Genomic DNA, 6720 nt, shown 5'->3' on the forward strand with positions numbered 1-6720 from the left:
TTCTACAACTTCAACAATTATCGGTAAATCCTCAGATAGGTCTAATATTGATGCTGCATGGATTCTTGAAGATTTACCAAATCCAAGTATTCCTCTTAAAACTGTTGCTCCTGCTATATGATTTTCTCTAAGAATTTCAACAATTTTTTTGTATAAAGGTTTTCCTTGGTATCTATCCGCCTCGCCTATATGTATTCTAAGCAAAACAGCTTCTGTTTCGGTTTTCACAATATGCCTCCTATAACATCCTTGCCAATACTATTCCTGCAAATGCTGATAAAAAGGATAGTCCAAAGTTTAAAGCAACATTCAGTAAAGCTCTTAGATAATCTCCATCCATGACTATTGATAATGTTTCATAGGTTATAGATGATAATGTAGTATAACTTCCACAAAAACCAACTGCTACGAATAGTCTCCAAAGCGGGTCTAAAGACAGTTTTTCTAAAAACAGTATCATAAAAAATGAGAGGATAAATGAACCAACAACATTAACTATAAGCGTTCCGTATGGTAGCCATGTTCCAAAAAATTTTGCAGAGTATACACCTGTTAAGTATCTAAGAATTGCTCCAATGCTTCCACCTACTGCAATAACTAAATACTTCTCCAATTACTTACTCCAAGTTATAGCATTTTAGGATAGTAAAATTTTACCATACGTTAAATAAAAATTTAATTAAGCATAAAAGTGTTCAAAGTTTTTGTAAATTTGTCTTTCCTTGTCATCCTGAGGCCGAAGGATCTCTTTTTTGATTTTTTGACTTGAGAAGAAAAAATATGAGATTCTTTATTTACGCTTAGAATGACAATTTTGATTTAAAGTAGGAAATTCTTCGCACGGTTGCAGAATGACGATGTTGTTTTTTTGCAAGCAGCCTCAGTACTTTAATTGAGTATATAAGCATGCCTTACTTATTCATTGCCATAAACTGCTCTTGTGCATTAAAAGAACTTCTTACCAATATGCCAGAAAATACATACTTAAAACCTATCTTATAGCCTATTTCTTCAAACTCTTTAAACTCTTCTTCCGAATAATATCTGTATACCTGTAAATGGTTTTTTGATGGCTGTAAATATTGACCGATTGTTAGTATTTCTACGTTATTTTTATACAAATCTTCCATTAAATTTATTATCTGTTCTTTCGTCTCTCCAAGCCCTACCATAAAGCCGGATTTTGATATAGTTTTTGGACTTATTTCTTTTATTGATTTTAGTATTTTCAACGACCTTTCATAATTTCCCTGCGGTCTTACAATTTTATAAAGCTCTTTTACAGTTTCTATATTGTGATTTACAACCTCCGGATTTTCATCTAACACTGTTTTTAAAGATTCTATACTTCCTTTAAAGTCTGGTATCAAGACTTCTATTATTATACCCGGATTTATTTCTCTTACTTTTTTTATAACCTTTGCGAAGTGGGACGCTCCGCCGTCCGGAAGGTCATCTCTATCAACCGATGTAATTACAACATGTTTTAACCCAAGTGTTTTTACGGCATTTGCTACATTCTCAGGCTCTTGTGGGTCTAAAGCTTGTGGTTTTCCGTGAGATACATTACAGTATGGACAGTTTCTAGTGCAGATATCGCCCATAATCATAAAAGTGGCTGTTTTTCTTGAAAAGCAGTCGCCAATGTTTGGACAATTAGCCTCCTCGCAAACTGTGTGTAGGTTCAGCCTGCGAAGAAGCTTTTTAATTTTAAATACTTCCGGTAAAAGTGGAGACTTTACTTTTGGCTTCACTTATTCACCGTAGCCATAATCCTTAAACCAATTTGGATACAATGGATAACTTGAGCATAAGGATAAAACATCATCTTTTACTTCTTGGATAACTTTTTCATTATCAAGATTTTTCAAAACTTTAACAATATTTTTCGCAATTCTTCTCATGTCGTTTTCTTTCATTCCTCTGGTTGTCAATGCTGCTGTTCCAAGTCTTATTCCGGATGTTACTGTTGGTTTCTCTGGGTCAAATGGTATTGCGTTTTTATTAACTGTTATGTTAGCCTTTCCAAGAGCTTCTTCTGCTTGGTTTCCTTTTACGTTTAACGGTCTTAAATCAACAAGCATCATATGACTGTCTGTTCCACCGGATACAATCCTTAAACCTTCCGCCATTAACTCTTCTGCCAATGCTCTGGCATTTTTTACTACTTGCTCTGCATACTTTTTAAAATCTTCTGTTAAAGCTTCTCCAAATGCTACAGCCTTTGCAGCGATCACATGCATAAGTGGTCCACCTTGTAATCTTGGGAACACCCATTTATCTATATCTTTTGCATACTCTGATTTACACAGAATTACCCCACCTCTTGGACCTCTTAGTGTTTTATGGGTTGTGGACGTTACAAACTGAGCATAAGGGACGGGATTAGGATATACTCCACCGGCTATTAATCCTGCGTAGTGAGCCATATCAACCATTAATAATGCACCAACTTCATCGGCTATCTCTCTAAATTTTGCAAAGTCAATAACTCTTGAGTATGCCGATGCACCTGCTACAATCATTTTTGGTTTATACTCTTTTGCAAGTCGGTAGACTTCATCATAATCGATAAGTTCTGTTTTTGGATTTAATCCATACTGAACAGAGTTAAAAACAATTCCGGAAATATTTACCTTAGCTCCGTGTGTAAGGTGTCCGCCATGGTCTAATCTCATTCCAAGAATTGTGTCGCCCGGTTGGAGCTGAGAGAAAAACACAGCTTGGTTTGCCTGTGAGCCGGAGTGTGGCTGAACGTTTGCATGTTCTGCTCCAAACAATTTTTTAAGCCTTTCTATTGCAAGTTCTTCAACTATATCAACATACTCACATCCACCGTAGTATCTTTTATGGGGTAAACCCTCTGCGTACTTGTTTGTTAGCACGCTTCCTTGAGCTTCCATTACAGCCTGAGATGTATAATTTTCAGAAGCTATCATTTCTAAATGCTCTTCTTGTCTTTTAAACTCTTTTGAGATTGCACTATAAACTTCAGGGTCTACATTTTTTAGATGATTCAACAATTTTAAAACCTCCTACTTAGATTATTCCTTTTTCAATATCTAAAATTAATTTAACTCTTCTTTCATGTCTTCCGCCTTCAAAAGGTGTTTCTAAAAATACATCTATGATTGCAAGAGCATGGTCTAAACCTATTACTCTTTGACCAAGGGCTAAAACGTTAGCATCGTTATGAGACCTTGCCATTCTTGCCATAAATTCGTTTGTGCATAGGGCTGCTCTTACTCCTTTAATTTTATTGGCTGCAATAGATATTCCTATTCCGGTTCCACAGATGATTATTCCTCTGTCAGCTTCACCAGATTGTACGCTTTTACCAACTTCTTCACCAAAGTAAGGATAATCAACAGGTTCAGGAGAATAAGTTCCTTTGTCTATAACTTCATATTTTTTTGATTTTAGATATTCTTTTATTTTTTCTTTGTAGAAGAAACCACCATGATCGCTACCGATTGCTATTTTCAAAAAATCATCCTCCTGAAAAATAATATTTTTAATTTTATCATAATTGAATATGACAGAGTGGTGAGTTATACGATGACATCTTAGGTTATCTTTCATTTATGTTTATCGATCAACCTTTCACTGCCATCTTGAGGACTATAGTCTGAAGGATCTCCTTTTAAATTCTATAAAAACTACTAATTTCTTATCTCAAGGCATCAGAACTTTATTAGCAAACTTTTTCATCTGTTGACTTTCCTCTTAAATAATTTTTATCTATACAATCCTCTTGCATAAATATACTCTTCAACCTCTGGTAATACTAAGTATTTAATAGATTTGCCGTTTTTTACTCTATTTCTAATTTCTGTTGATGAAATTTCTAATTGTCTTGATTTAAAAAAATAAACTGTTGTTTCGCTTAGGTTTAAGTTATTATCTACGCACAATCTGTCATACGAAAATTTTACAAGTAAAAATTCTTTTATTTTTTCAAAATCTGTATTATCTCTACTTACAACAATAAACTTTGTGTTTTCTAATAAGTTGACAGGTTCTTTCCATTTATCTAAAGTCAAAAAAGCATCAGAACCTACTATAAAAAATGGATTATATCCAAGCTTCTCCTTAAAGAATTTGATAGTGTCAATCGTATAAGACTTTTCTTTTTTGTTTATTTCAAAATCTGAGATTTCAAAAAAAGGATTATTCTTTATGGATAAATCTAACATCCTAAGCCTATCTTCTGGGTTTGAAAAATGAGATTCTTTTAATGGACAATGATAGGCTGGGATGAAAATAATTTTAGAAAAATTGTAATATTCCCTTATATCTTCAGCAATACGAAGATGACCCAGATGAACTGGGTCAAAACTTCCTCCAAATAGTGCGATCATCTTAAAGGTAATGTTAGATATATTCTATTATCTCCTTTTTGTACATAAAGAAGAACGTTATCTTTTCCTTCTTTTTTAGCTTTTGATATTATAGACCAAAACTCAGAAGCAGATTTTACAGGAATATTATTCACAGAAAGGATTATATCTCCGGCTTGTAAACCTGCCTCTTCTGCAGCACTGCCTTCTTTAACGGCATAAACTAAAACTCCATTAGCCACCTTAGGTAATCCATATTTTTGTATCAATCCAGGTGTTAAATCTTTTACTATCAATCCTATACTGTTTTCTATTGTTGATGAACCTTCGTCAGTTGTTTGCTCTTGTGCATCACCACCTTCTAATGGAGCAGTAATTACTGTAAATGTTAGTTCTTTACCATTTCTTATAACTTTTAGATTGATTTTTGTTCCCGGTGGGTTTTTCATTATCTGATTTTGTAAATCTTGGACTTCAGAGATTTTTTTGCCATTTACTTCTACTATAATATCTCCTGCTTTAATACCAGCTTTGTCTGCTGGTCCTCCTGCCTGCACGTTAGAAACAAGCGCCCCTTCGTATACTCCAAAGTGTTCTGCAAGGTCTGGAGTTAAAGGTTGAACGATTACACCAATTTTACTTCTTTTTACTTTTCCATATTTTAATATTTGATCCATAATCCATTTTGCTTGATTTATTGGAATTGCAAAACCAAGACCTTGTGCTCCGGCAATTATAGCAGTATTGATTCCTACAACTTCACCTTTGATGTTGATCAGTGGACCGCCGGAGTTTCCTGGATTAATCGCTGCGTCTGTTTGAATAAATCCTTCCCCCGGTCTATCTTCTATCTGTCTGTTTTTGGCTGATACGATTCCTATTGTAACTGTATCTGAAAGTCCAAGGGGGCTTCCGATTGCAATAACTGTCGCACCTACTTTTAATTGGTCAGAATCTCCAAGCTTTAAAACATGCTTAGATGCAAAATCTTCTATTCCTTTTTTAAATGGAACTTCTATTAATGCAACATCGCTTAGTTTATCGCCACCAACAACTCTTCCTTTTAGTACAACTTTGTTTTTAAATGCAACTTGAATATCTTTTGCATTTTCTATCACGTGATTGTTCGTTAGAAGATACACAACCTTTTTATTATAATCTACGTCTACAATAAAAGCAGAACCAAGACCTTGTCTTTTTTGCTTAAATTCTGGTGTGTTTGGGATACCAAAAAAATCACCAAATGGAATATCGCGAAAAGGATTAGGGATTTTAACTTCTTGAGTGGTAAACACGGTTGCAACACCAGGAGAAACCATTTCAATAAGCTTTATCCTCTCGTTTTCTATAGCTTCAAGATTTTGAAGCGATAAAGTCTGACCTTTTATACTTTGACTGTAACTTTCTTGCTGTTTTCCAAACTGAGCAAAAACAACATAAGCAACTGCTAAAATTAAAGCAATTGGTAAAACTACCTTTTTCATAATTTTTATAACCTCCGCTTTTATATTCATAAGGTCCTCTCAATCATCATTATTTATTATTATAAATCTAAAACCTCTAATCCATGTTAACAATATTTAAATGTTTTGTAAACTATTTTCGAATTCAGTCCATGGAAGTTTATATTTTAATGAGACTGCTTGTAAAAATCCACATCGTCATTCTGCAGCCGACTAAGAATCCTGACCTCAAAGATGTCATTCTGCAGCCGGTGAAGAATTTATTTTTTTTACCTATTTGATAAAACATGAGATCCTTCGGCCTTCGGCCTATGGATGACACGGAAAGGTAAGCTTACGAAAATTTTGGAACACTTTTTATATTTTGATTTTGAAAGTAGATTTTAAATTACGATTCTGTAAGTGAAAGAATTAGACATTTATGCAAGACCTGAGACTCACCCACCAGGTATTAAAGACAAAACAAAAATAAAAAAGCCCCCTTAAAGGGGGCTTCAATGTTATTTATATTTTTTTATATTTTTTACTTAATTTCTATCTTAACTTCTTTTTCTTGAACGGATTTTGGTATTGTTAATTTTAAAATACCATCTTGATATTCTGCTTTAGCTTCTTCAATTTTTACGTCTGCTGGTAATGGGATTACTCTTTCAAACTTTCCATAAAATCTCTCTCTTCTGTAATAATTTTCATCTTTTTTCTCTTCTTCTTTTTTAACTTCGCCTCTAATTATAACAGCATTGTCTTTTACTTTCAATTCAATATCTTCTTTTTTAGCACCAGGTATTTCTGCTTCAATTACAACATTGTTGTCCTTTTCATACACATCAACTCTTGGAGACCAAACAACCACTTCCGCTGTTTGTTCAGCCGGAACCAATTCTTTAAAAATTCTGTTAATCTCGTTTTCCAATCTT

Annotated in this window: 8 protein-coding genes; all 8 read right to left on the reverse strand. The window is 33.9% G+C overall.

Annotated features, from left to right (window positions below):
- A partial coding sequence (locus SULYE_RS04710) for a DUF190 domain-containing protein (RefSeq protein ID WP_007547030.1) occupies positions 1 to 228 on the reverse strand: 228 nt, incomplete at its 3' end.
- Between the two features lie 10 nt (positions 229 to 238).
- Complete coding sequence (gene crcB, locus SULYE_RS04715; protein WP_007547032.1) at positions 239 to 613, reverse strand: fluoride efflux transporter CrcB; 375 nt, start codon at positions 611 to 613, stop codon at positions 239 to 241.
- 298 nt (positions 614 to 911) lie between these two features.
- Entirely contained in the window at positions 912 to 1754 is an 843-nt protein-coding gene (lipA, locus tag SULYE_RS04720; RefSeq protein WP_007547033.1) for a lipoyl synthase, read from the reverse strand.
- Positions 1755 to 3023 (reverse strand): serine hydroxymethyltransferase, encoded by a 1269-nt coding sequence (gene glyA, locus SULYE_RS04725; protein ID WP_007547034.1) that lies wholly within the window; start codon positions 3021 to 3023, stop codon positions 1755 to 1757.
- Between the two features lie 16 nt (positions 3024 to 3039).
- A complete protein-coding gene (rpiB, locus tag SULYE_RS04730; RefSeq protein ID WP_007547035.1) occupies positions 3040 to 3486 on the reverse strand; it encodes a ribose 5-phosphate isomerase B in 447 nt (148 codons plus the stop codon).
- 251 nt (positions 3487 to 3737) lie between these two features.
- Complete coding sequence (gene nadD, locus SULYE_RS04735) at positions 3738 to 4361, reverse strand: nicotinate (nicotinamide) nucleotide adenylyltransferase (protein ID WP_007547036.1); 624 nt, start codon at positions 4359 to 4361, stop codon at positions 3738 to 3740.
- Complete coding sequence (locus SULYE_RS04740; RefSeq protein WP_007547037.1) at positions 4358 to 5854, reverse strand: Do family serine endopeptidase; 1497 nt, start codon at positions 5852 to 5854, stop codon at positions 4358 to 4360. Before SULYE_RS04740 ends, nadD begins: the two co-directional genes overlap by 4 nt.
- A gap of 472 nt (positions 5855 to 6326) precedes the next feature.
- On the reverse strand, positions 6327 to 6720 hold a 394-nt coding region (locus SULYE_RS04745; protein ID WP_083790679.1), incomplete at its 5' end, for an Hsp20/alpha crystallin family protein.

The organism is Sulfurihydrogenibium yellowstonense SS-5 (genome assembly GCF_000173615.1).
GTDB classification, from domain to species: Bacteria; Aquificota; Aquificia; order Aquificales; family Hydrogenothermaceae; genus Sulfurihydrogenibium; species Sulfurihydrogenibium yellowstonense.